Annotated in this window: 18 protein-coding genes; 8 read left to right on the top strand and 10 right to left on the bottom strand. The window is 59.8% G+C overall.

The window, feature by feature from the left end; all coding sequences use genetic code 11:
- Positions 1-33 precede the first annotated feature (33 nt).
- Positions 34-1,227 (bottom strand): glycosyltransferase, encoded by a 1,194-nt coding sequence (locus tag DES53_RS16370; RefSeq protein WP_113959355.1) that lies wholly within the window; start codon positions 1,225-1,227, stop codon positions 34-36.
- Positions 1,228-1,484: 257 nt separating this feature from the next.
- On the opposite strand from DES53_RS16370, the gene DES53_RS33040 reads away from it, so the two are divergent.
- The 3 genes from DES53_RS33040 to DES53_RS16360 are packed head-to-tail and all read left to right on the top strand — an operon-like array spanning position 1,485 to position 6,189.
- Positions 1,485-4,049 (top strand): hypothetical protein, encoded by a 2,565-nt coding sequence (locus DES53_RS33040; protein WP_170157168.1) that lies wholly within the window; start codon positions 1,485-1,487, stop codon positions 4,047-4,049.
- A 52-nt stretch (positions 4,050-4,101) separates the two neighbouring features.
- Complete coding sequence (locus DES53_RS16365) at positions 4,102-5,127, top strand: glycosyltransferase family 2 protein (protein ID WP_170157167.1); 1,026 nt, start codon at positions 4,102-4,104, stop codon at positions 5,125-5,127.
- Between the two features lie 51 nt (positions 5,128-5,178).
- Positions 5,179-6,189: a glycosyltransferase gene (locus DES53_RS16360; protein WP_113959353.1), complete on the top strand. Its 1,011-nt coding sequence runs from the start codon at positions 5,179-5,181 to the stop codon at positions 6,187-6,189.
- Here the strand turns inward: DES53_RS16360 and DES53_RS16355 are convergent.
- Complete coding sequence (locus DES53_RS16355) at positions 6,167-7,123, bottom strand: phytanoyl-CoA dioxygenase family protein (RefSeq protein ID WP_113959352.1); 957 nt, start codon at positions 7,121-7,123, stop codon at positions 6,167-6,169. The genes DES53_RS16360 and DES53_RS16355 overlap by 23 nt on opposite strands.
- 105 nt (positions 7,124-7,228) lie before the next feature.
- On the opposite strand from DES53_RS16355, the gene DES53_RS16350 reads away from it, so the two are divergent.
- A complete protein-coding gene (locus DES53_RS16350) occupies positions 7,229-8,692 on the top strand; it encodes a glycosyltransferase family 2 protein (protein ID WP_170157166.1) in 1,464 nt (487 codons plus the stop codon).
- 30 nt (positions 8,693-8,722) lie between these two features.
- On the opposite strand, the gene DES53_RS16345 is transcribed toward DES53_RS16350, so the two are convergent.
- The 8 genes from DES53_RS16345 to DES53_RS16310 all read right to left on the bottom strand — a co-directional run bounded on the left by DES53_RS16345 (position 8,723) and on the right by DES53_RS16310 (position 16,284).
- Complete coding sequence (locus DES53_RS16345; protein ID WP_147263441.1) at positions 8,723-9,061, bottom strand: hypothetical protein; 339 nt, start codon at positions 9,059-9,061, stop codon at positions 8,723-8,725.
- 84 nt (positions 9,062-9,145) lie between these two features.
- On the bottom strand, positions 9,146-11,032 hold the full coding sequence (gene dxs / locus DES53_RS16340) for a 1-deoxy-D-xylulose-5-phosphate synthase (RefSeq protein WP_113959349.1): 1,887 nt from the start codon (positions 11,030-11,032) through the stop codon (positions 9,146-9,148).
- Positions 11,033-11,082: 50 nt separating this feature from the next.
- Positions 11,083-11,457 (bottom strand): exodeoxyribonuclease VII small subunit, encoded by a 375-nt coding sequence (xseB, locus tag DES53_RS16335; protein WP_113959348.1) that lies wholly within the window; start codon positions 11,455-11,457, stop codon positions 11,083-11,085.
- A 94-nt stretch (positions 11,458-11,551) separates the two neighbouring features.
- Positions 11,552-12,130 (bottom strand): GNAT family N-acetyltransferase, encoded by a 579-nt coding sequence (locus DES53_RS16330; RefSeq protein ID WP_113959347.1) that lies wholly within the window; start codon positions 12,128-12,130, stop codon positions 11,552-11,554.
- Between the two features lie 154 nt (positions 12,131-12,284).
- Positions 12,285-13,364 (bottom strand): M20/M25/M40 family metallo-hydrolase, encoded by a 1,080-nt coding sequence (locus tag DES53_RS16325; protein ID WP_113959346.1) that lies wholly within the window; start codon positions 13,362-13,364, stop codon positions 12,285-12,287.
- 60 nt (positions 13,365-13,424) lie between these two features.
- Complete coding sequence (locus DES53_RS16320; protein WP_170157164.1) at positions 13,425-14,198, bottom strand: phosphodiester glycosidase family protein; 774 nt, start codon at positions 14,196-14,198, stop codon at positions 13,425-13,427.
- A 17-nt stretch (positions 14,199-14,215) separates the two neighbouring features.
- On the bottom strand, positions 14,216-14,953 hold the full coding sequence (locus DES53_RS16315; protein WP_113959344.1) for a methyltransferase domain-containing protein: 738 nt from the start codon (positions 14,951-14,953) through the stop codon (positions 14,216-14,218).
- A gap of 155 nt (positions 14,954-15,108) precedes the next feature.
- A complete protein-coding gene (locus DES53_RS16310; protein ID WP_211325571.1) occupies positions 15,109-16,284 on the bottom strand; it encodes a M29 family metallopeptidase in 1,176 nt (391 codons plus the stop codon).
- 192 nt (positions 16,285-16,476) lie between these two features.
- On the opposite strand from DES53_RS16310, the gene DES53_RS16305 reads away from it, so the two are divergent.
- The 4 genes from DES53_RS16305 to vccA all read left to right on the top strand — a co-directional run bounded on the left by DES53_RS16305 (position 16,477) and on the right by vccA (position 23,949).
- Positions 16,477-17,163, top strand: coding sequence for an SDR family oxidoreductase (locus DES53_RS16305; protein ID WP_113959343.1), 687 nt, complete (start codon positions 16,477-16,479; stop codon positions 17,161-17,163).
- A gap of 144 nt (positions 17,164-17,307) precedes the next feature.
- Positions 17,308-18,336: a ketol-acid reductoisomerase gene (ilvC, locus tag DES53_RS16300; RefSeq protein ID WP_113959342.1), complete on the top strand. Its 1,029-nt coding sequence runs from the start codon at positions 17,308-17,310 to the stop codon at positions 18,334-18,336.
- Positions 18,337-18,528: 192 nt separating this feature from the next.
- The gene (locus tag DES53_RS16295; RefSeq protein ID WP_170157163.1) at positions 18,529-19,488 is read left to right on the top strand and encodes an MBL fold metallo-hydrolase; all 960 of its coding nucleotides are present in this window, start codon (positions 18,529-18,531) and stop codon (positions 19,486-19,488) included.
- Between the two features lie 555 nt (positions 19,489-20,043).
- Positions 20,044-23,949, top strand: coding sequence for a Verru_Chthon cassette protein A (gene vccA / locus DES53_RS16290; protein WP_245958190.1), 3,906 nt, complete (start codon positions 20,044-20,046; stop codon positions 23,947-23,949).

Below are 23,949 nucleotides of genomic sequence, written 5' to 3'. Positions count from 1 at the left end.
TCCGAAAGTGCAGGCCCCACTCCTTCGAGGGCATCAGCGGCGAAGCTGACAGGAGCCTACTTGAGGTCGTGTCACCGCCGGTGCCGGCAGACACTTCTGGTAGAACCTTTCCAACAGCGGAATCACCGCATCCCTCGAAAACCGGCTCCGTGCAAACTCACGCCCTCGCACCGCCATGGCTGCGGTTTCGGTGGGCGCGTTCAACAACCGGGCAATGGCATCAGCCATCTGACGAGGCGACATGCCCGGAAGAATCAATGCCGCATCCGCCGCAGCAAGCTCACGGCCGATGTTTGTTTCACCCATCACCAACGGCTTGCCCATGGCGAGGTATTCCGGGACCTTGGCCGGAAGCCGGTGGGCATTGAAATAATCACCATCCCCGGGCTGCACGGCTACGTCTGCCAGGCTCATGATTTCAGGGACCATGCCCCGCTCCACGAACCCCAGTTCATGGCAACGGGAGCCGGGACGGAAATGGAGGCCGTCGTAGTTCGCAGGCAGGACGTGCCCCGTGCGCACGAATGCCAGATCCATGCCCTCCTCAATCAGCAGATCCACCGCCTCATAGAGCTGGCGAATATCCAGAGCGGCAGCAGCGTGATCGTTGCCATTAAAAACGACGACCCGCGTTGTCGGGGCGATGCCGAGCTCCCGGCGAAGGGCGTGACTTTCCCCCCCGTTGGTGAAGAAGCGGAAGTCCATCACGGGAACGATTTCCTGCCTCGGAAGTTCCGAAGGCACAAGCGGCTCCAGGCACCGGTGTACCATGGTAACCCCCTGAGCGGACTTCAAAAAGCCGCGGTAGTGAACCGGGTGGATGAGGCCCTTGGGCCAGGGCTCATCAAGCGTACAGGCCTTTTCCAGCGAGCAGCCCGTGAACCTTTCAAAGATCGCCTCCTCATTGTCCTCCAGATGCACCACCAGCGAGGCATGCCCCCACGCCGCAGCATGCGCGCTGGCAAAGAGCCTCATCGTCTCCCGCGGCGTCCAGACGTGAAGGACATCCGCGGAACGACCATCTGCAAAGGTAAAGCCCGTCTTCAGAGCCGTACGATGGGACGCCATGCGGAAACCACCCACCGACTCAAACTGCCCGTCCGGCACGGACTTTGCCACCGCCACGCAGACGTCGTGACCACGGGCAGCCAGACCACTCGCGAAGCCGACGATGTGATATGCGCTGTTATTGTCAGACTGGCCGTAGTTGGCGAAAAGAATGTTCACAGGAGAGCCTCGGGAGATCCATGGCACGGTCCGGACCAAGTACAAAGCACAAACGTGGATGAGTTGTGAAGAGACGTTCAGAATCGCGCCTGTGGAAGCTGTGGCCGCATATGAATGAAAATTATCTCCGGACCGGGATGGCTTGAATTATGAGCCGAAAATGCTTTGTGTGCGCCGCTCTCTCCTGGGCGCTAATTATGGAACGTGTGGCGGAACCATCGAAATTCTTTACCCGAAAGCTGGCTCTTGATCTGGGCATGGTGCTCCTGCTCCTCGTCTGGTTCGCCCTTCCATTGATCTTCCTACGGCACTCCCCGATTCTGATGGGGTGGCCCTGGATGATTGGCTTCCCCGTGGGAACACTCGCACTGCTGGTTCTTTGGAACCGTATGGCTGGTAAGGAAGAATCGCTCACAGTCGCCGCGCCGGAACCCTGGCACGCCTGGCGCTGGGTTCTCACCATCCTGTTGCTGGCCGGCGTCACCGTAGTCACCTTCTTCATCCCTCTCACGATCCATTTCTGGGGTGGTGGTGATGAGATTCAGATGCTTCGCAGCGAGGTCTGGTCATCCGGGTTTGACAAGGGGTTGAGCCGTCCCCTCAACATGATCTACTACTGGCTCGGACGCCAGCTCACCCCTGACCGGATTGAGGGGCAGCTCATCGTGGCCTCGCTGTTGTGCCTTGCGAACGGTGTCTTCCTGATGGGCGTGGTTCGCGAATTGCTTCCCAAGGACCGCATCCTTCCCGTGGCTGCGGGTGTGATGATGGTTCTGAATCGCGGGGACCTTTCCCGCTTCATGATCATGTGGACCACCAGCCTCTACTGGGGTCCGCTGTGCTTCATCCTGCTGGCCACATGGTTGTTTCTGGTGTCCAGCCGACGCCGCAGCCGAGTGCTGCTCTTTGCCGCATGCTTCTCTCTGGGCGTGGCCCTTCTGGGCACGGAAGGACTCTTCCCACTGGCAGGGGTCCTGTCATTCCTGGTCTACCGTTACTGGCAGGACCGCAGGCATGGATTTCTCTGGTTCTTCGCATGGAATGGCACCGTGGCGCTCTTTGCCAGCCGCTTCGTTCAGTTTCTTCTCTCCAAAGGTGGCGACGTCTACCAGCTGCGTCAGACGAAGGGCAGCCATGGCCACATCGATATCGCCACGGCCATCAAGGTCCACCTGACGGCTTTCCTCGAGTACTTCAACTTGCGGGGTGCCTTGTGGGAGTACTGGCCTGCTGCTGCAGGGGTATCTGTCATGGTCTTGCTGGTCTTGTGGCTGGCGCCCCGGTTGGCGACTGCAGAGCCCACTGGCCCGTCACGGAAGGCACTTTTGTTCGCGGCTTTGGCCGCGGGCGGTGCGATGATTTTCGGTTTCCTCCCGTTTCTGCACATCCCTCATTTGTTCCGCACGCACTTCCTGGCCTCTGCCGGAGAGTCGGTCTGTTTTGCGGCGCTGGTGTGCCTCGCCGGTTCCTTCCTGCCGGTACGCTGGAGAGGTGCCGGAACGAGCCTGCTCATCGCAGGCATCGCAGGCGTCACCAGCATCGCCACCTTCACCTCCCAGCAATACGAGAGGCGCATTTCCAGCATCACCTTCGAAAAGGTGACCTCCGTCTTCGAACAGATCCACTCGCTGTCTCCGCGACTGGAACCCGGCAGTGCCGTGCTGTTCGTCCTTGATGACGGTATCTCCAGCCCTCTGGGCGGCCTCTATCACATGAACCGCGTCAGCGAGCTGGTGCTGGGCGCTCCGTCCTACATTGTGAATGGCAGCTCCACGGAAGTCACTGGCAAGATTGGCCCCAAGGGAATCATTCCCACCCATGAATTCATCGTCTCAGGGGAATATGGATACGAGAACCTCGTGGCCTTCCGCCTTTCCTATGACGGCACCACACGGCTGATCACGGAGCTGCCGCCAGCGCTCATCGCCGAAGCCCCCGATGCCGCGCGTCTGTATCGTCCGCTGAATCTTCTGCATCCCGGTGTCATCAACCCGCTTCCCATCTTCCGCTTACCCAAATGGAGCGACGGCACGCCTGACGTCTTTGATTTCACTCCCGGTGTCTTGCTCGGCGAGAGGTGGGGTGAACGCCGGATCTCCAAAAACGAGAGGCTATCTCGCGAGTTCCAGAACGATGCCACCATCTGGGTGAATCCCGCGGGCCGGACGAGCCTCGACCTCTCGCTCAGTATCAAGCCAGACTCGGACTATGAGAAGCTGGCCATGGACTTCTCCATCCACAATGATCAAGGAGCCGAAGTCGCGAAGATCCGCCTGCCCAAGGAGGGAAGAACACAGGTGAAGCTCCCACTCGATCCCCAACGCCTGCAGAGCTTTCGTTTCCACTTCGCCGCAGTCGAGCCTGGTGCGACTGCCCCCCCGGTGCTCAAGGCCTACCGCGCCGGCACCGTGAAACGGGCCTTCCCCGCACGGAAAAGATCAGACGTTACAGAACCGGGAACAGTGCTGGGTGAAAACTGGCATCCTCTGGAGCGATACGATGGCAAAACCTTCCGGTGGGTGACCAACGATGCGGAAATCAAGCCTGGCATCTGGTCGACATCCGTTGAGACTCTCCGGCTTACCGTGGAGTGTGGACCCGGTGCGGGAGAAGACGGAGCCACCCTGGAGGTGCGCGCCAAGGACGGTGAAGTGCTGGCAAGCACTCACATCCACACCTACGCTGAGCTGCAGCTCAAGCTGTCCCGACCACTGCTGCCGAACGAAGTCTGCCAACTCCATGTGGAAGGCGGTGGACTGCCCTCGCCTCGCGGAGAACCGCGCATCCTCAACTTCCGTGTTTTCACCTGCTCTCTCGAGTGAAGTACTCCAAGCCCCACACACCTTCCGTCCACCTCACAATTCTCAACTGACCATGAACGGTGCTCCAGATTCCAATGACGGACCGGTGCTGACAGTAGTCGTGCCTGTGTATAACGAAGAACAGGCCCTGCCGCTCGCGAGGGAAGAACTGAACAAACTTCTGCAAGGCTTTGGCAGGACGTACGAAGTGCTGGTCACCGACAATGGGAGCACGGATGGAACGGAGAAGATCATGCAGGACATCACCCGGCAGGATCCCCAGTGGAAGTACGTGCGCCTGAGCCGCAACTTTGGCTACCAAAACTCCATCACCGCAGGCATGACGCTGGCCCGTGGCCAGGCGATTGTGGTCATCGACGTGGATCTGCAGGATCCACCCGAGATGATTGCCGACTTCCTGAAGCACTGGGACGAGGGCTACGAGATCGTCTACGGCGTGCGCAGCCGACGCACGGGAGAGCCTGCCTGGCGCATCGCGATCACCATGTGGGCCATGCGCGCCATCCGCTGGCTCTCCGATCATCCCATGCCCGCGCACAGCGGGGACTTTCGGCTCATTTCCCGTCGGGTGCGGGACGCCTTCATCCAGTTGCCTGAATCAAACCGCTACGTACGCGGCATGATCCACTGGCTGGGCTTCAAGCAGCTCGGGATCCCGTATGTGCGGCGTGGCAGGCAGTTCGGCCAGGAAGGCCGGCTTGTCGGTGGCACGGGATTCATCGCCGGCCTCGTGAGCGTAATGGCCAATGCCGTCTTTGGGTTCTCACTCAAGCCGCTGCGCCTCTTCTCCGCCTTTGGCGCGCTCGTGTTGTTGTTCACGCTGGCCCTCGTGCCGGTGCAGATTGTTCTGCTGATGTTCGGCAAACACGCGCCTCCCGGCTTCATGACGCTGCTCTTCCTGCTGCTGCTCAACCTGAGCGTCATCTCGCTGTCGGCCGGCCTGCTGGGAGAGTACCTGGGTCGCACCTACGCGGAAGTGAAACGCCGCCCCTTGTGGCTCGTGGACTACACGCTCAACCTTGCCGAAAACCAGAAGCCCACAGTGACTCCACCCGGCCAGGCTCAGCCCCCTGTTTGAGCATTGAATGTTGTGGCACACCTCTGTTGAACCAACCATGCTTCCATCTGCATGGCTGAAGGTCACGTCACACAGCTCACGCTGATCATCTGCACGCACAATCGCGCCCCGTCCCTCGCAGCGACGCTGGAGGCGATCGCGATGCAGCAGGTCCCGGCGATCGTCCGCTGGGACGTACTGGTGGTCACCAATGCCTGCACGGATGAAACCAACTCCGTCGCTGAACGCTACGCGCAGGATTCGCGCATTCCTTTGCTGCGTGTCGTGGACGAGCCACGGCCCGGAGTCGCCTACGCCCGCTGCACCGGTGTACGCCACAGCAGTGCCACCTGGGTGGCCATGGTGGATGACGACTGTCTCCTGGCTCCGGATTGGGTGCATCAGGCGAGTACTTTCGCGGAATCGCAACCCTATGCCGGCGCCTTTGCAGGGCGGAATGAAATCGTGTGGCCTCCTGATACACCGCTCTGGTGCATGGACCATGCGGACAGCCTGGCACATCAAAACTTCGGCGAGGAGCCCCGCCGCCTCCCCGACCGGGGACGGCCGGCTCCCTGTGGCGCGGGTCTTATCCTGAACCGCTCAGCACTCATGGGCAGCGGCTTCCTCGACCGGGGCCGCCTGGTCGGTCGTGGTCCTCGTGATGTGCACGCGGGAGAGGACTCGGAAATGGTATTCTTCATCCGCAATGCCGGATGGGAGGTCTGGTATACTCCGGATCTCCACCTGCGTCACGTGATCACCAGATCGCGGACCACACTGCACTACCAGTGCAGTCTCCACCACGGCTTCGGCCTGGTGGAGGGATATCTCCGCCTGCTATCCCATCATGAACCGCTCACACCGCGAAACCGGAATCGCAGCCTGTGGTGGGCGGTTGAAGAGATGGTCCGCGTGCTTCTGCTCATGCCCCGGCAGTATTTCTTCGGCAAAGGAACCAGTCCCGCGTGGTTGATCCGCTACCACCACGCGCTCGGATTCATGGAAGGAGCGTTGCGTCTGGCGAAAGGCACAAAGTCGGAACGTAGTTCTGACAATGTCAGTCTTCCCACAAAGGGCTGACTTGGGCATCCGTCATCTGGGGCGACGTGGAAGGCGGGCGCACCGTCGGAACTCCACCTTCGAACACATAAGCAAAGAGCCGCTTCACCCGAGGCTCCAGCATCTCCCAGAGCTCCCGATCAAGATTGTGCTCGGGGTTGCCATAGTCATGTGTGAAGCCCTCGCGGAAGTAGGAAATGGTCAGCATGCTCCTGGGTTGCTCACTCTCATTGACGGTGCCGCGATGCATCAAGCCCGGATCCCGGATGAGCAGGTCCCCGGGAAACAGCTCCACTTTTCGGGAAGGGAAGAGCGTGGCGAACCACTCGAACTCCGGATTCCGTCCGTCCTGCACATCATCATTCACCTCCAGACGGCGCAGCAGCTCATTTCGCCAGAGGTGGCTTCCACCGGGCCACACTTCGAGAGGGCCATTGTGCAACCCGCAAACACCCAGCGGCACATTGACGATAAAAGACTGGGCTTCCCAAGTGTTCCCGCCACCCATTTCCCGATGGGGCGACTGGAGCGTGGTCCCCTTCATGCAAGTGTCACTGGAGACAAACTTGCAGTAGATTCCTTCTCCGAGGAGCTGCTCCAAAATCTGCAGGGCGAAGGGGTTCGCGAGGATCCACTCATTGGCGAAAGCCCCTGTCAGCTTGGGAAAAATGCGCCAGCGGTGATTCCTTTCCCAAAAGACTGCCTTCGTCTGGTGCCCCACCTGCCACCAGCCATCCCCTTCACGGCTGGCCATGCAATCAGCGTGGATCTGGCGAAACCGCTCCGCAGCCTCCTCCGCGATCTGCACCGGCATGCCACCACGCAGAATCACATACCCCCGGGTATGGAGCAGCAGTGTCGCCAGGCGCAGGGTCTCAGGAAAAAGAACGTGCTGGTCACGCTCCGCATCCGTGACGGAAATCTCAAAGAGCTGTCCAGGGGTCTCTGCGTCCATGGAACGTTGATCGGTGGTGACGCGAACATGGTCAAGATGGCAATGTGGCTGCGAATTGCTTGAGAGTTGTCATCACGGCGATCCATGCTGTGTTCCGTCACCCCCATGTCTGCGTCCATGCCAGAGCCCCTCGTCTCCGTCGTGTTCACCACGAGTTTTCCGCGCGGACGGATCCTGGAGTGCATCAAGAGCTGGGGCGAGGGGCAAACGCTGCCGCGGGAACAAATCGAAATCATCATCACGGGAAACGGCAAGGACGCGTTGTTGGAACACCGCGTGAAACAAGAGCTCGGTCCTGCAGACCGGTTCCTGCATCTGGACACAACCAACGAGGCCGCGATGTATGCACACTCGGCAAAACACGCACGCGGCGCCTGGCTGTTCTTCACAGAAGCTCATGTCATCGCCGCTCCGGACACCCTGGAGAGGCTGCTGGCCGATGTGAACGCCCGAAATCTGGACGGCTCCTGCGTGCGCACCCTCCCCTGCGAGGAAACGCAATGGGCCCAGCGCATCGAGGCACGCATGTATGAGGACGACTTCAAGATTCTGAGTGACGAGAACGATTGGCGCAAATTCACCAAACGTGGGTTCCTGTTGCGTCGTTCCGCCTATGAAGCCGTGGGAGGGTTGGATGCCCGATACCACCGCTACTCGGTCATTCCCGTGGGTGCCCGGCTTCGAGATCAAGGTTCACGGCTGGGCCACACACCGCATGCGGTCGTAACGCATTACAATGCCGAAGATCTCGACGAGACTTTCGACTACGCGCGGGAGTATCGCCGTTATGAACAACTTCATCTCAGAGACCATCCCGCTGTGAATGTTGGAGGTGCACTGGTCACCCCTCATTCAGACGCCTCCCTTCGCAAGGCAAGCAGGCGCGCCGCGTGGAAGAGCTTGCGCGATCGGCGTGCAGGGAACCGGACACAAGCCCTGGCCCTGATGCAGAGCATGCTGCCCTCGCCTTCTCCCTTGTGGCGTGCGCGGCTGCGCTACTGGAAGTCCCGGGTGGTTCTCGCGCTTGCAGGAAGCGATGCAGAGGCCCAGTACGCTGCCTTCCAGAGATGCTGGCAGTACTGTGGCGACCTGTCTCTGGAAGAGATGCTTCACGAGGAAACCAACGGCACCGCAAGTCCCACCAGCATATCCGTACCATCGGACGGTGTGTTACGCCTTGGCGATGTGCCGCGCAACACACTCGAAGGTTTCTACGATGTGGAAGAGTGGCGGGGGCAGCGCTTCCGATGGTGCACCGTCGCCGCCTCCGTGCGGCTGGACATTCCCCGTGCAGAGTTCGCAATCTCGCTGCACCTCGGGCAGCTGACACATCCCCAGAAAGACGACGTGCGGCTCTATTGGAATGGCCGTCCCCTCAAACGTCTGCCCAGTAGTACCGGTCACGGGCGTCTGGCATACCGCCTCAAGAAAGGATACTTCAGGGATAACGGCGGCCAGATTCTCTCCATCACCTGCACCCCTGCGCAAAAGCAATCCGACAGCAAGGACTCGCGTGTCCTCGGACTTCCCATCTTTCAAATTGGGTTCACCAAGGTGCCGGAACCGTAATGGCGCAGACCACCATCACCTCCAACACGCTCACGCCGAAAGCGGACGTCCAGCGGGCACACTCTCCAGCACGAGAGGCGGCACCACAGCAATCTTCTTGCGGTTGAAGCCATACTTCTCGAACAACTCGTCCGAGCCAATCAGTCTGCGCACGCCGCGATCCACGAGGTAGATCTTGTCCCCGCCCTCCGCGGACACCAGCACCGCACCATCGCTGAGCGGTGGACCGTTGGGGATGCTGTCCAGCTCGGACTGAAGGTCGATGGTCTTCCAATCAGCGAAGAGCCGATTGAAGATCTGCGGAGTGCCAATGAGACGCTTGAAACCCGTGTCTATCAAGAACACCGCTCCCTGTTCGGGATGTTTCACCCTGCGTCCGTTGAGGTCGTTACGCGGCGCTGCGGCGGTTGAAGTGCTTTCCGGTGGCATCAAACAAGAACGTTGGCGTTGCGACTACTTCAGGGCTGCCAGAATTTTCTGGACGGCAGCCTCGGCAGTGAGCCCGTGCTTCTTACGCAGAGCAGGAACGTTGCCATGCTCGATAAACTCATCCGGCCAGCCAATACGCACCACTGGTGTCTTCAATCCGGCGTCGTTCAGATGCTCAATGACTCCGCAGCCGAAGCCGTTGCGCAGCACGTGATCTTCAAAGGTGCAGATGACTTTGCACTGCTTCGCGAAGCGTTCGAGGACCGCACCATCAAGCGGCTTGATCCAGCGCGGATTGATCAGCGCTGCGGTGATGCCCTGTTTGGCAAGAAGGTCTCGCGTCTCCTCGGCCATCTCAAACATGGAGCCGAGTCCGACGAGGGCCACTTCACCATTCGGTTCCACCACCTCGGCCTTGCCGATCTCCATGAGCACAGGCTTGTCCTTCAACTTGGCACCGGTGCCGGAGCCGCGCGGGTAGCGAATTGCGATGGGGCCCTTGTCGTAGTTCGCCATGGTCCACAGCATGTCCACGAACTCGTCTTCGTCCTTGGGCTGCATGTGCACCAGATTGGGCACGGGACGCAGGTAACCGATGTCAAACAGGCCATGGTGCGTGGGGCCGTCATCACCACTCAGGCCACCACGATCCATGCACAGGCGCACGGGGAGATTCTGGATCGCCATGTCATGGATAATCATGTCATAGGCGCGCTGCATGAAGGTGGAGTAGATCGTAAGGAAGGGCTTCAAGCCCTGCGCCGCCAGACCGCACGCAAAGAGTGCCGCATGCTCCTCGGCGATGCCCACGTCGTAGTAGCGCTCGGGGATCTCCCTCTTGAACACGCTCAATCCCGTGCCGCCTGGCATGGCTCCAGTGATCGCCACGATCTTTTCATCCACCTTCGCAAAGTCCGTGACGTTGCGTGCATAAATCGCGGAGTACGTGGGCGTGCCGGTGGAAGGTGTTTCACCGGTTTCAATGTGGTACTTGCCCAACCCGTGGAACTTGCCGGGGTCTTCCAGCGCAGGTTTGTAGCCACGCCCCTTCTCCGTGATGATGTGGAGAATGACAGGCTCGTTCTGCGTCTTCAGAAACTCAAAAGTCTTGATGAGCAGCGGGATGTCATGGCCATCAATGGGGCCGTAGTAACGGAAGCCGAACTCTTCGAAGATCACCGAGGTCGTCGGGCTGGGCTGGGAGGAGGTGGTGAGGAACAGGCCCTTGGCACTCTCCTCCACCTTGCCAGCCAGGCGGCGGATGGTCTTCCCTCCAATCTTCTCCAGCAGGCCGGCAGCGGTCTGATGAAGTGAAGCGTACGCCGGATGGGTGGCAATGTGATTGAAGTATTTCGCAATGGCACCGACGTTGCGGTCGATGCTCCACTCGTTGTCATTGAGCACCAGGATGAACTTCTTGGTCTGGGCTGCCACGTTGTTGAGTGCCTCGAAGGTCACCCCGCAGGTGAAGGCGGCATCGCCCGCCACGCACACCACATGCTCGTCACTGCCCTTGAGGTCACGCCCCACGGCAAATCCCAGTGCAGCAGACACCGCTGTGCCTGCATGACCGGCACCATAGCAGTCGTGCTCGCTCTCCGAGCGGAGGGCAAAACCGTTGAGGCCTTCATACTGGCGGATGGTGTGAATGCGGTCCCAGCGACCAGTCAGCATCTTGTGCACATAGGCCTGGTGCGCCACGTCCCAGACGAACTTGTCCTCCGGCGTGTTGAACACATGATGCAAGGCGATGCTCAACTCCACCACGCCGAGATTCGGGCCCAAGTGGCCGCCTGTCTCCGCCAGTGTCTTGATGAGGGTCTCGCGAATCTTCTCCGCAAGCTCGGGAAGCTGCTCCTGGGGCAGATTTTTGAGATCAGCGGCGGACTTGATGGCGGGAAGGTCGGGCATTGGAAAGCGTGAGGCGTGCGCTGGGAAAGTGCGTTCTGTCGATGACGGGACTAGAAGAGACGAATGTCTTCGTCCGGGCTGCCATTTCCGGCCGGGGGCTCCGGTGCAGCAGGCTTTTTCCGGACGGAGCGCTTCGCAGAGGATTCTTCTGCGGGAGAGGCTGCTTCAGGCACTTCGAGCGCACTGAAGTCGCTCAAGGTGGCCTTGCCTCGACCCTCAAGATCCGCGGTGATGATTTCCACCCGCTGGCGGGCCGTCTCGATGCGGCTGCGGCAGACGCGGAGAAGCTTCACGCCCCGCTCATAGCTCTGCAGCATCTCCTCCAGTGGGAGGCGTTCGCCCTCAAGGGAGGACACGATGGATTCAAGCGATTCCATCGCATCTTCAAAACTGAGTTCATCTGGCTGGCGTTCTTCGTCGGACATCGGATTGGACCGGGGGAGCCGTCTACCATGCCGCGCACGTCCCCGCCCGCAAGCGGAATGAGGGCGGTCCAGGCATGCCATTTTTCCCAGAGCCCTACAAACCCCAGTCCTCCACCTCCCGGAGGCGGGTCTTCAACCGGTCCGCCGTGGGGGTGGCGCGAAGCTTTGCCTCATCGAGCTCCAGCCGGAAGACATACTGACCGCGCTCCAGCCGGGGCCGGGAGCCAAGGGAACGTACCCAGTCCAGCATCGCGTAGTTGTCCGGCAGGACGTGTCCGAAAAACTCCGTGATGCCCGCTCGTTTTGCCCGGGTCCAGAGGACGGCCATGAGCACGGTGCCTACGCCGGTGTGGTGCGCCTCATCCGCCACGGTCAGGGAAATTTCCGCCCGCCAGGGTTCATCCTCATTCCGCCAGAAAGAGGCGCCTCCGTAGCCGGGCTCATCCGGGGCCTCAGGATGCTGCGCCGCCCAAGTCTCGTGCAAGCCCGGCTTGGGATTCAGGAACCGGTTGAGGACCGAATCTGGAATCTCCTGCTGCGTGTCCCAGAAGCGGTGGTACCGCGACTCCGGTGAGAGCCTGCGAAATGCCTCCCGCACCGCATCCCGATCCGCCGGCGTGAACATCCGCAGCAATACGGACTGGCCATTGGCGAGCTGAGCGAGGGGTTGCATGAGGAGAGTATCCAGTAAGTAGTAAGTGGTAGTTAGTCCTGACAGAAGCCCACCAGACAGTGTCGAGCACGACTCGACCTATCGGAGCATTTCTACTTACCACTTACTGATCACTACTTACGCTCGCTCCACCCCCAGAGAGCCAACGACCGGGTCACAGCTTGATCCCAAACTCGTCCTTGTCCTCCACGCTCTCCACAAAGGCCACGAGAGTCTGGATGACCTGCTCCACGTCCTTGAGGTTCGCCATTTCCACCACGGAGTGCATGTAGCGCAGGGGGAGCGAAATGAGACCACTGGGCACGCCATGCTGCACGCGGAAGATTTCATCCGTGTCCGTGCCGCTGTAGCGGGAAGAGGATTCGTGCTGGATCTTCACCTTCACCTTGTCCGCGGCCTTGAGCAGGCGCTCGACGACCATGGGGTGATTGCAGGTGCCATGCGTGACGCTGGGGCCTTCGCCGAGCTTCACTTCGCCATGTTGGGCACGGTCGATGCTCGGCGTGTCCGTGGCGTGGGTGACGTCCAGGCAGATGGCCACATCGGGCATGAGACGGTGGGTGACCATCTTGGCGCCATGGCCTCCAACTTCCTCCTGCACGGCATTGACGGCAAGCACGGTGCTGCTGACGCGCTTCTTCCGGTCCTTCAGGCGCCGCATCACCTGGGCGATGATGAAGCCGCCGAGGCGGTTGTCGAGCGCACGGCCCACGATGTATTTGTCGCCGATGAACTCAGGCTGGTCGGCATACACGGCCACATGGCCAACACGGAGGCCCAGCGCCGCCACTTCCTTGGGATTCTTGGCACCGACGTCCACGTACAATTCGTGCACCTTCGGCACTTTCTCGTTTTCACGATCACGAATGTGGATGGCCGTGTTTCCGATGATGCCACGCACCACGCCCTTGTCCCCGAGGATGTCCAAGCGGCGACCGCGAGCGGTGGCCACGTCAGAGCCGCCCACCCGGTCGAGACGCAGGAAGCCCTCGCCGTTGATCTGTTTGATCATGAAACCAATCTCATCCGCGTGGGACTCCAGCATGATGCGGCGCGGATTCTTCCCGGAACCTTCCAGGGTGGCCCAAGCATTACCGTAGGCATCGTTTTCCACCTTGTCCGCGAACTGCCGGGTGTAGTCGGCCCACTTCTTCTGGCCGCGCCATTCAAATCCGGTCGGGCTCGGAGTGCTGAGGAGATCGATGAGGAAATTTTTGGCGTTGGGATCAAGCATGGCTGGTAACAGGTGAGATCAAAGGGACTACGCCCCGGAGGGCGGGATTCGTGTGAAATATCATCTCCGTGGCATGACGGCCAGAAAGTTCCTCACGGTGGCGAATTCGCGGCTGTAGCTTTCCTTTCCATCCGCCTGGCGAAACCACAGCCCGGTGGAGCTGCCTCCATCAAAGTTGAGCGCGCGCTCCACCTCCATCTCGGGGAAGAGCGCTGGTGTGGCGAGGATGTCCGAAAGCTCCCGCAGGCTGGCGCGATCACAGATGCCAATGGCCCACTTCCCGGCGCAATCTGTCATGATGAAGGTGCGGGCACGGCGCTTGGTGGCCTCCAGACCGGCCACCGGCTTGCCTCCATTCACGAGGCGCGGCCCGGCCTGTACCAGTTCCGTGATGCCTTTCTGCTCTGTGTACTCATCCCGCCAGAGCAGGGTGGGCCGACCCTTGCGAACTTGGATCACTCCGCCCAGCAGGGACGACTTCTGAAAGCTGCCGACGCGCGTTCCCTTGGAAACGACGAGGCCAAGTGGTCCAAACTCTGGATTGAAGTAACCTGCATTGCATCCGGCGATGAAGTTGTCCGAGCGCATGACGTCACCGAGGGAGCCCGCGCTGGAGCGCTGCGGCTGGTCGATGATGCGAAGGTCACACTTCGTTGCGTCAAAGAACACGAGCTTCAACTCCACGTTCGCAGGGCCACTCACACCACGTCGTACATGCGTGGCGCCACTCGCGAGCACCACGGCCTCCGACTGGCCGGCAAGGCGCCATTGAGCGTGGAGGCTGGGGGTTCCCGTGAGGAGCGCGAGCCAAAGAAAGACGAACAAGGTTCTCATGCGATGGAGCCGGTGGCTCACAATCTGACCCATCGCGTGCCGAGTGCCACACTCCACTGATATTTCCGCGCGTGTTCGCGAATCAGGAAGGGCAGGTCCACCTGCTCGGCGAGTTCGAAGCTGCCCGAGAGGCTTTCCTTCAGCCATTCGAACGTACTTCCTTGAGGCCAGTTTTGTGAAGGTGTGAACTCCTCCAACCAGGTACACGGCGTGGTGAGCAGAAGCTGCCCGCCGGGCTTCACGAGGTCGGGCAGGCGCTGGATGAGTTTCTGCGGCTCAGGAAGGCGACAGAGGAGATTAGCAGCGTGTACCACATCAAAGTTTCCGATGTCCGCGCGAATGTTCATGGCATCTCCCTGCTCGAAAGAGATGCGAGAGGCATCGCCACATTCGGGACGCTTCGCAATGAGTTCGCGGATTTCGCGACCTTCGATGTGCTGCTGGTAGGGGAGTTCGCCTGAGACACGCACTTTCTCGGCCGCATTCACAAAGGACTGGGAGTAGTCGATGCCGATCACGCGCTCACAACCATGAGCGAGCTCGTAACATGAACGGCCCACGGCACAGCCAAGATCAAGCGCAGCAGCACCTTGAGCGGCGATGAGCATGCGATCCTGCAGGAGATTCACACTGCGTTCTGCGAAGCCCAGCGCTTCCACCGGGCCGAAGTCCCACGGCAAAATCTCTGTGGGGCTGCCATAGTGGAAAAGCAGGTATTCGTTCAGCAAGCGCTCGCTCTCGTAAATGTTGCTCATCGAAGGGAGCTTAGGATGGGGTTTGCAGGCACTCAATGTAGAAGGCTTCTCCAGAAGCCTTTCATTGGGGCCCTTCACGAAGAGGACGCCATGGGAAACGCAGACACAAAAGGCTTCTGGAGAAGCCTTCTACATTCTGCGCTCCGCGCAGCATCTCAGCTCTCCAACGCCTTGCGCAGATACTCCGCCGGCTGGAAGTGCTCAATCAGCACGGTGGTCTTGCCATCACGGTGCATGCGCGCCTGCTTGATGTCAAAGTTCGGCGTCTTGTGCGGGGCGAAGAGGATGTCGTCATGCGTCGCATTCTGGCGGCGCTTGAATTGATCGGGCGTGATGTGTCCACCCAGATGGTCATCGCGACCGGTGGCGAGATGGCAGGTGCCAAGCACCTTTTCATCCTGAATGTCAGCGCCGGAGACAGGCAACACCTGCGTGCCAAAGCCCAACTCACCGAGCACACCGGTCATGGGATCATCCTGCAGCTTCCGGTTGTGCTCATCAATGGTCTCCTGCTTTCCTTCAATCAGCTCAGCCTTGATGATTCGGCCGCCGGTGACCGTCAGACGGCCGAGCGTTCCGTCTTCATACTTCAGGGGAAACTGTCCTTCCGCACCCGTGGGCACGAAGTACACTTCACCCGCGGGAAGGTTCGCCACATCTGGAGCATCACCCTGACAGAGGCCGTGGCTCTTCTGCGCTTCCTGACGATTCAGTTCGAGGCGCACAGTCATTTCTTCGTGGCCCTCCACCGTGAAATCGATTTCCACCCAATCCGCCTTCGTCATGGACGCGCGGAGCTTTTCCGCATCGCGGCTCACATCATTGTAGTCCACTGCGAGACCGGTGCTGAGAATCACATCATTCAGACCGTGCAGGGTGGCGCCGCGGAATCCGTACTGCTTCGCAAAAGCCGTGAGAGGAGCGGTGGCGCTAAAGGTAGAAATGCACAGAACGAGGTCATACTTGGAATACACATCCTTCTCAAGGCTCAGTTCATTGCCCTCCATGTCCACACATCGGTCGGGCAGATCCAGATTGCTGCCGCCGGTCTTTTCGTAGGCAAAAATCTCACCGCCCTTGAGCGCGAGTTCCTCCATCACCCCGCCATGAAGACCTTGGTAGAAAGCTTCATGGGCCTTGCGCTGCACCTTGCGCTCCGGGTTGTTCAGAAAGGCCATGCCCTTCGCTTCGGCGAGGTCAGGAAGATCAATCAAGATGCACACACGGCGACCGAAAGTGGGCTCAAAGACCGTCCCCAGGAGACGGGCGAGATCAAACTTCGGAAACTTGCGTCCGGTGGCGGCGGTCTGCACGGTGGTCATGGAGGACATGGTGTGAGCAAATAGGTTTGGTGTAAATGGTTTTACGCCAGACCACACGCACTGGATTTAGAAACTTCCGTTGCGAAATCCCGTCCGCACAATGATTTCTGGCTGTGGTGGTAAGGCCAATCAACCCGTGCTACGCGATTACTTTATTTCCCTCTTTGCTGCTCCACTGCTTTGCGTTTAGTCCTGCCGCTTGTGAGCACCTCCAAATACGTCGTCATCACCGGTTGCACGCGCGGTCTGGGCCGCGCCATGGTCGCAGAGTTTGCCAGGGCAGGTTGGACCGTGGCAGGATGTGGGCGCAGCACGGAAGCCATCAGCGCCCTGCGTTCGGAATTCCCCGCACCACACTTTTTTCAAAGCTCCAATGTCGCGGATGAAGAGGATGTGATGAACTTCTGCGCGGAAGTGCTGCAACGTCACGGGGCACCGGATCTCCTGCTGAACAACGCCGCCCTCATCAATCACAGCAACCCGATCTGGGAAGTATCTGCGAAGGAATTCAGTGAGGTGATCGATGTGAATATCAAGGGCACCGCCTCGATGATGCGTCACCTCATCCAGCCCATGATGAAACGCGGCTCGGGCGTCATTGTAAATTTCTCCTCCGGCTGGGGCCGCAGCACATCTCCTGAAGTCGCACCCTACTGCGCCACGAAGTATGCCGTGGAAGGTCTCAGCCAGGCGGTCGCCCAAGAGACTGGCGGTGACATCGCCGTGGTGGCGCTGAACCCAGGCATCATCGATACCGAGATGCTGCGGAGTTGCTTCGGCGGAGACGCCTCAAGCTACCCCAAGGCCAGTGAGTGGGCCAAAAGAGCCGTGCCTTACCTCATGAAATTGGGAAAACAGGACAACGGGAAGTCGCTCTCAGTGCCCTGAACCTGAAGGCATGGCGACCACCAACCCAGCCGGGCCCGGCTGGCAGTCATTTGGGCCTGTCCGGCGAGTACTGCGTTTTCCTTGACGCCCCCTGCCCCCTGCCCCAAACTGCCCGCCCTTCTAACCCAAACCCACGACCCTCTCATGGCAGCCACTATTTATACGGAAAACGACGCCAGCCTCGAACCCTTGCGCGGTAAGACCTGCGCGGTCATCGGCTTCGGCTCCCAGGGCCACGCCCACGCCCTCAACCTCAAAGAGAGCGGTGTAAATGTCGTGATTGGCCTCTACCCCGCCTCCAAGTCCCGCAAGGTGGCTGAAGAGCGCGGCTTCAAGGTGCTCGACACCGCTGACGCCGTGAAGGAAGCAGACGTGATCATGGTCGCCGTGCCGGACACCGTGATCCCCAAGGTGTACAACGCCGACATCGCCCCCAACCTGACCGAAGGCAAGACCCTCCTGTTCAGCCACGGCTTCGCGGTTCATTTCAAGACCATCACTCCTCCGGACAACGTGAACGTGATCATGGTCGCCCCCAAGGGACCTGGCCACCTCGTGCGCCGTCAGTACACCGAAGGCAAGGGCGTTCCCACGCTCATCGCCATCTATCAGGACAAGAGCGGCAACGCCAAGGACATCGCTCTGGCCTGGGCCAAGGGCATCGGCGGCACCCGTGGTGGTGTGTTCGAGACCTCCTTCAAGGAAGAAACCGAAACCGACCTCTTCGGTGAGCAGGTTGTGCTTTGCGGCGGTACCACCGCCCTGGTAAAGGCTGGCTTCGAAACGCTGGTGGAAGCCGGCTATCAGCCCGAGATGGCCTACTTCGAGTGCTTGCACGAACTGAAGCTCATCGTGGACCTCATGTTCGAAGCCGGCATCGCTGGCATGCGCTTCTCCATCTCCGAGACCGCCGAGTACGGTGACGTCACGGTGGGTCCGAAGATCATCGACGACCACGTGAAGGCCAACATGAAGGCCCAGCTTGAGCGCATCCAGAAGGGTGAGTTCGCCAAGGAGTGGATGGACGAGTTCAACGCCGGCCAGCCCAACTTCGACCGCCTCCGCAAGGAAGGCAAAGAGCATCCGATTGAAGAAGTGGGCGGCCGTCTCCGCAGCCTCATGAGCTGGGTGAAGAAGCGCGAAATCGGCGGCTCCCAGGCGAGCTACGAGTGAGAAGTGTAGCAGGCTTCTCCAGAAGCCTTGCTCTTCATCACAAGACAATCATCAACGCGGACCGGGAAACTGGTCCGCGTTTTTTGTGCCTGGCAGGCAGAATGAAAGGCCTCTGGAGAGGCCTTCTACATTGTTTTGCTTGGCAAAACCAGCACCCGCACAAACACTGGCGGCATGAAGACCCAGCCGCTCATGTCTCTGCTTACTCGTCGTGATTCCCTGCGCTCCATGGCGTTTGCTCTGGGAGGTGCGGCCTTTGGATCGCAAGTGTCTGCTGAGGAAAAGAAACAGCCAGACCCTACTGCCGCGCCCGCCCAGCCGATAAAAGCAGAAAGCCTCGGCGAGAAGCTCGCCATGATCTCCGGTGCGGGCGGAAACATCCTCGCCTTCGGTGGTGAGGATGGCGTGGTAGTGGTCGACAGCGGTCTGGAGAATGCCGCGCTGGGCGTGGCAGCAGAGATTCTCCGTGCCGCAGGCGGCCCCGCCAACATCCTGGTGAATACCCACTGGCACTTCGATCACGTGGGCGGCAATGCGAATCTCTCTAAAGGCGGAGCGCGCATTTTCTCTTCGCTGAACTGCCTCGCACGCGTGTCCAAGGACCAGCGCAATGAGTTTTTCAACAAGGACATGCCGGCGCTGCCGCCGAAAGCGCGTCCCATCGTCGCGATCCAGGATGAAACCCAGATTCACTTCAATGGTGAAGTCATCCGCCTCGTCCCCGTGGCTCCCGCACACACGGATGGCGATGTGCTCGTGCATCTGGAGAAGGCGAACGTGCTGCACCTCGGTGACGTGTTCTTCCACGGTTCCTACCCCTTCATCGACTTCTCCAGCAAGGGATGGCTGGGCGGCGTGGCCGCAGCGGTTCGCACCGCCCTGGAGTACACGGATGAAAAAACCCGCGTCATTCCCGGTCATGGTCCTCTCGCCACGCAGCAAAACTTGAAAGAGTATCTCGCGTTCCTCGAAGCCATGTATGAACGGATGCACAACCTGCAGTCCGATGGACACACGCTGGAGGAGGCCGTCTCCACGCTCCCCAGCAAGGCGTACGATGAAAAGCTGGGCAAGGGCTTCATGACACCAGACATGTTCGCACGCTGTACGTATGAAGGCATCCTGCGACACGAGAAGGCAAGCAAGGAATAGCGCCGTCTTGCACAAGGTGGGTTATTCGATATAAGCGCGTCATGTTATGTCACGCTTATGTTAGCGTGCAAAATGCTGTTTTATCTTCGAATAACTAATAATGAGAGGTGATCGGTTTTAGTCTGGTCATTCAGGGGATGGATTCTGTATATTCCATGTAAATCCCCCAACGAACATGCGCGCCCCTTCCCCCCACGGTTCGCGCCCGGTGCCTGCTAGAGACGAACCAGGTGTTGCCTGTCTCTTGCCATCGGTGGCACGAAATGCTGCCCACACCAGATCCGCTCCACGCCACTCAGGCACGGACCTGGAAGCCCCCGGTCACGACTTGCAGCATATGTCGCTCAGCGTCCGCGCTGAGTCTTTCCCCTAGAGTAGGAGTCCTCCGGCTGGGCGAGCGGCAATAGAGGCCGCACAGGCAGGCGTGATCAGGTGACGCCTGCAATCGAGGAAGCATCCAGCCGATCCCCCATCCGAGTCTGAGAGGCGCGCCGCTGCAGCGGTTGCCGCCATTTGTGCCATGTCTTCCGATACATATCATTGTGTGTTTGCATCATGAAATCTTATTTTATGATACACTTTCACCTAAGAACACGCCTGCATACGCAATCAGGAGTCGCCCTCGTCCTCGTCCTGGGGACCATCGTAGTGGTGTCCATGCTGGTGCTCTCCCTGCTGGCGCTTTCCCGTACCGAGCAGCGGTCTTCCGCCGCATTCTCTGACATGACGGATGCCCGGATCCTTTCTGAGCTTCCGGTGAATCTTGCCATCGCCCAAATCCGCAGGGCCACTGAGCAAAATGGCGTGGAGCGCTCCTGGTCATCCCAACCGGGGATGCTGCGTGTGTTTGGCACGGAGGCAGACGCAACCGTGGGTAACACGGACTATTCCCGCTCCAAAACCATCGCCTTGTACAAGCTGTATTCTGACGAGCAGATGGTAGTGACCAACAAGGGCGCGACTGCCACGAAAGAGGGCATGACCGCCGCCCAGGTGAAGACGGCTCTGGATGCGGATGTGAGCGCCCTCAAGGACTGGCAGAAGGTGCCGGGCATGTATGTGGATGTGAATGAGCCAGCCCCGGTGGTCGTAGCGGGCTCTGACAAGGTGGAAACCGCATTCCCCATCTCTGACCCGCGCGCCACATTCGCCCGCAACGGTGGGAAGGCGGTGGATGGATTCGCCATTGATGAATCGGCCGTGCCGGGGACCAAGATTCCCTCGGATGAGACCGATCGCGAAGCGCGCCTGCCCATGCCGGTGAAATGGCTCTACGTGCTGGCGGATGGCAAGTTGGTCGCGCCAGTCGGCGGAAACGCCGAACAAGGCCTCGAATTCCTGCCTGCAGACAAACCCACCGCGCAGAATCCCATCACCGGCAGGCTGGCGTTTTGGACCGATGACGAGTCCTGCAAGATCAACATCAACACGGCCTCCGAGAGCCGCCCGTGGGACGTGCCGCGATCCTACACCGCCACTGAAAACAACTACGCGGTGAAGCAGCCGGTGCAGAATGAGTTTGCCCGCTATGCAGGACATCCGGCACAGACGTGTCTGAGCCCGGTATTTCAAGCCTTTGGCTCCTCATGGCTGGTCGATCCAGGCGCGAGTGATACTGCCTTGGCCGAGGCACTGGAACCCTACTTCAAAATCAGCCCACGCATCGCATGGGGTGGGAGCAAAGGCGGTACGGAGGCCGCGACCACGGCCATTTCCCTCACAGGAAAGGACGCCCGCCTTTATGCGAATCTGGATGAGCTGGTATTTGATCGGGACCGGAAGCTGCAAGACCCACCGCTGACGCATGCAGATATCGCACTGGGAAGATTCTTCCTCACGGCGCACAGTCGCGCGCCGGAGCTCACGATGTTCAACAAGCCGCGCGTGATGCTCTGGCCCATGTCGCTGAATACCTCCCAGCGGAATGCCATGGACAAGCTGCTCGCATTCCTCGGGACTGCGGGTGGACGACCGTGGTACTTCCATCGCCAGTCCAATTTCAAATCGACGACCGAGCCCGGCTCTTCACAGAACGTGAAAGGCGAACTCGGCGACGGATGCCCGGGCCGCAATACGGACATGTACACCGGCATGCTGCAGCCCTACACGGGCGCGAAGTCGGCCAACCGCACCTATCCCGTTCCCGGATTTGGCAGCACCTTTGAAATCAAGTGGGGCGCAGATCGACGCAACCAGGTGCTCACCGAGATGGTCGACCTTCTGCGCTGGTCCGTGAACAGCTACAGCACGGCCATGGAGCCGAAGTACTACTTCCTCCCCCAGCGCACGGGCAAGTATCTGGGAGAATCCTCCGCTGTACCAGCGGTCTCGACGAATGGTTCCCGGGGATTTGGCCGCTTCCCTACCGTCACTGAAGTCGCCATCGTCTTCGCGGCGTCGGCGACACAAAACAAACCCGACGGCACCAAGGCCACCTCCGAGATGCAGGCCTTTGTCATCGTGGAGCCCTTCTCACCGACCTCCGGACCACCGAGCTGGTCGCCCGATGTGCGGTACAGGATCACCGGACTGCAGGGCTTTCAGGCTGGCTCGGACAATCTCGGCTTTCCCAGCGATGCCACGCTCCATGCCAATGTGGCCGTGGGCTGGGTCGGAGGTGGACACTCCACTCCGTTCAATGGCCTGACACAGCAGTTCAAGCAGGCGAACATCGACAGCGCCACAGGCAACGGAAAATCCGGTGGCCGAACCCTGGTACAAGGTGACCCGGAAAAGGGATTCCCCTTCTACAGCAAGAAGATCAATGTCACCGGGAAGACGGACTTTCAGTTCTCCGGAGGTACCATCACCGTCGAGGTGCAGAATGGACTGGGCGCGGCACAAACGGTGCAAAAGCTGACCCTGACCTTTCCTCCAGTGAAGCTCAAGGTTCCACGATTGACCGATGACAGCTTGAACAAGGGGTTCAATGACATCGCTGGCCGCTTCAATGTGGCACCGGGTGATTTCATGACCTCCATCATCCGCGACGGGGATATCACCCGCAGCGTGGAGATCGGCGTGGACAATGTCATCAAAGGTGACCTGCGCATGGTGTCACTCATGAAGGAAGTGCCGGAGACCTGGTTCACCACCCATCCGCAATATGCGAGTCTCGACGTGGAGCGCCTGCATTTCCTCCGGATGGGGAATCACACCTACGGAGGACAATTTGGTCCACCGGGTTCTGATGCCACCATTGGAAAGAACTACAACAACTCGAGAGCAGACACGCACAAAACCGCCGGCACGCTGGTGAAAGGCGTCACCTATTATCGCGATTGTCCACCCGCAGTGCCTCGTGGTCTCGACGGCGCGATGAATGCGGATGGCAGGCCAGGTGACTTCGACAATGGCACCGGAAAGATCGAAGATGGTCCCTATATCAACAAGGCGGACGAGGGAAACCTGGCCACTGGCGCCAACAGCTACTTCAGCAGGGGCAGCTTCAATGTTGAAACAGGCGCGAGCTACAGTCCGAACCGTCAGATCGCGTCAGCCGTGGCTTTTGGCTCGCTGCCCACGGGCATGTATAAGGCATCTGACACAGCAACGGCGGTCCGACCCTGGCAGACGCTGCTCTTCTGCCCCAATCCGGCCTCGCGCTCCACATCCTCCACCTCAGAACCCAACAAGCTCGATCACGAGGGATTCAAGTCACCCCGGGATCACCTGATCCTCGACCTGTTCTGGATGCCGGTGGTCGAGCCTTATGCGATCAGCGAGGCTTTCTCCACGGCGGGCAAGATCAACATCAACTATGAGATGATGCCCTTCCGCCACATCGAGCGCAGCACGGGACTCTATGGTGCGATGAAGTCCACGATCTTCGCGGCCATCACGCCCAACTCCGCAGGAGGCAAGACCTCCGCCGGATACAACAACGGAAGCGGCAAGAACTACAAGGAAGGCACCATCCATAACAAGGAGCTGCGTTATCTGGTGAACGTGAAGGAAACGCTGAAGGGATTCAAGCGCCGCTTCGGCCAGGGGGATGTATTCCGCTCCGCTTCGGAGATCTGCGAGATCTTCCTGGTGCCCCAACGCATTCCGGGAAAGACGTACAATGATGATGCCAAAGTACCCGGCACCTATGAGGACATCGTGCAGTGGTGGAATGGCAATCTGAACCAGGCTGATGCCTTCGAGATCACCGGGGACAACAGTCGCGAGGCGCCCTATGGCCAGCTCTATCCACGACTGACCACGAAGTCGAACACGTACACCGTGCACTATCGCGTGCAGATGCTGCGCAAGGCGCGCTCCACCGATGCCTCGCGCTGGATCGAGGGCAAGGATAGCGTGCAGTCCGAGTACCGCGGCTCCACCACGCTGGAGCGCTACATGGATCCCAATGACAAGGAACTGGTGAACGTGGGTCAGGGTTACGGCGACTTCCCCAAGACCTGGGACCAGCACTACCGCTTCCGCGTGGTGGAGCGCAAACAATTCGCCCCGTGA

Origin of the sequence: Roseimicrobium gellanilyticum, assembly GCF_003315205.1 — a bacterium.
In the GTDB taxonomy this organism is placed as follows: domain Bacteria; phylum Verrucomicrobiota; class Verrucomicrobiia; order Verrucomicrobiales; family Verrucomicrobiaceae; genus Roseimicrobium; species Roseimicrobium gellanilyticum.
Note: the sequence above shows the minus strand (reverse complement) of the source record. Positions and strands in the feature narration are given on the sequence as shown.